At 64.8% G+C, this 1,402-nt stretch carries 1 protein-coding gene; it reads right to left on the reverse strand.

What is annotated here, in order from left to right; all coding sequences use genetic code 11:
• Window positions 1–56: 56 nt before the first annotated feature.
• Window positions 57–1,319, reverse strand: a complete 1,263-nt coding sequence (locus tag ACT3SQ_RS19205) for an IS256 family transposase (RefSeq protein WP_343926305.1) — start codon at window positions 1,317–1,319, stop codon at window positions 57–59.
• Window positions 1,320–1,402 lie beyond the last annotated feature (83 nt).

Raw genomic sequence — 1,402 nt, forward strand, 5'->3', positions numbered from 1 at the left:
GGAGGTGTCAAGTTTTCTGTGTAAGGGGCCGGTCGATCAGTCCTTCTGCCGGGTGGTCAGAGGGGGAGTCGGTTGGGGAACTGGACGGCGAAAGCGTTCAGCGCTTGGTGCCATCCCTGGGTGCCGGTGCCGAGCTCTCCGCCGCGGCGGGTTTCGATGTTCCGGATGCCCAGGTAGACCAGCTTGATCGCTGCCTCGTCCGAGGGGAACGAGCCGCGGGTCTTGGTGATCTTCCGTAGCTGGTAGTTGATCGATTCGATCTGGTTCGTGGTGTAGATGACCTTGCGGATCTCGGGAGTGAACGCGAGGAATGGGATGAAGTCTTCCCACGCGTTCCGCCAGGCCAGCACGGCTCCCGGCGCCTTGGTCTGCCATATCTCGGCGAAGGCCTCCAGCGCCAGCTGTGCGGCCTCCACGGTCGCGGCGGTGTAGATCGGGCGCATGTCCTTGGCCATCGTCTTGCGGTCGGTGTAGGAGGCGTATTTCATCGCCGAGCGCAGCAGGTGGACCACACAGGTCTGGACCACGGTCTCGGGGTAGATGCTGTTCACAGCGGCCGGCAGCCCACTCAGCCCGTCGCAGCACAGGATCAAGATGTCCTTGGTGCCGCGGTTACGGATCTCGGTCAGGACATTCGCCCAGAACTTCGCGCCCTCGCTGACGCCCAGCCATAGACCCAGCACCTGCTTGCGGCCCTCGAGATCCACGCCCACGGCGACGTGGCAGGCCTTGTTCGCCACGACACCGCCATCGCGGATCTTCAGCCAGATCGCGTCGATATAGACGATTGGATAGACCGTCTCCAGGGGCCGGGACTGCCACTGGGCGACCTCGTCGGCGACGACGTCGGTGACCCGGGAGATCGTGGCGGCGGAGACCCTGGAGCCGTAGATCTCCTCGAGGTGGGAGCCGATATCGCGGGTGGTCATCCCGCGGGCATACAGCGACAGGATCATGTCCTCGACCCTCCCGAGCCGGCGGGACCTCTTGGGCACGATCACCGGTTCGAACGAGCCGTTGCGGTCCCGCGGCACAGTGATCTGGACCGGTCCCTGGAGGGTCTGGACGGACTTAGTGGTCTTGCCGTTGCGGGAGTTGCCCGTGCCGGCGCCAGCAGGGTCGCCGGCCTCGTAGCCCAGGTGATCGCTCATCTCGGTCTCCAGCGCCCTCTCCAGCACCGCCTGGGTCATCCGCGAGAGGAGCTCCTCGACCCCGTGGCGGCCTTCTCCGAGGTCTTCAGCGGCGTTGACGAGGGCATCGACCTGGTCGGCGCTGAGCACCCCGGCAAGAGGGTTCTGGGCATCTGCAGTATCGGTCATGTCATCGGTCCTTCTCAGAGGCGGGACAGCAGGTCACACCTCGGTTCGAGACCGGACCCTTACACAGCTAATGAAACACCCTC

The sequence above is a fragment of the Brachybacterium sp. AOP42-C2-15 genome (assembly GCF_052377065.1).
GTDB lineage: Bacteria > Actinomycetota > Actinomycetes > Actinomycetales > Dermabacteraceae > Brachybacterium.

What these genes read in the sequence shown, in the direction of transcription:
- ACT3SQ_RS19205 (WP_343926305.1), bottom strand. Translation starts at nt 1,319, where the DNA reads ATGACCGATACTGCAGATGCCCAGAACCCTCTTGCCGGGGTGCTCAGC.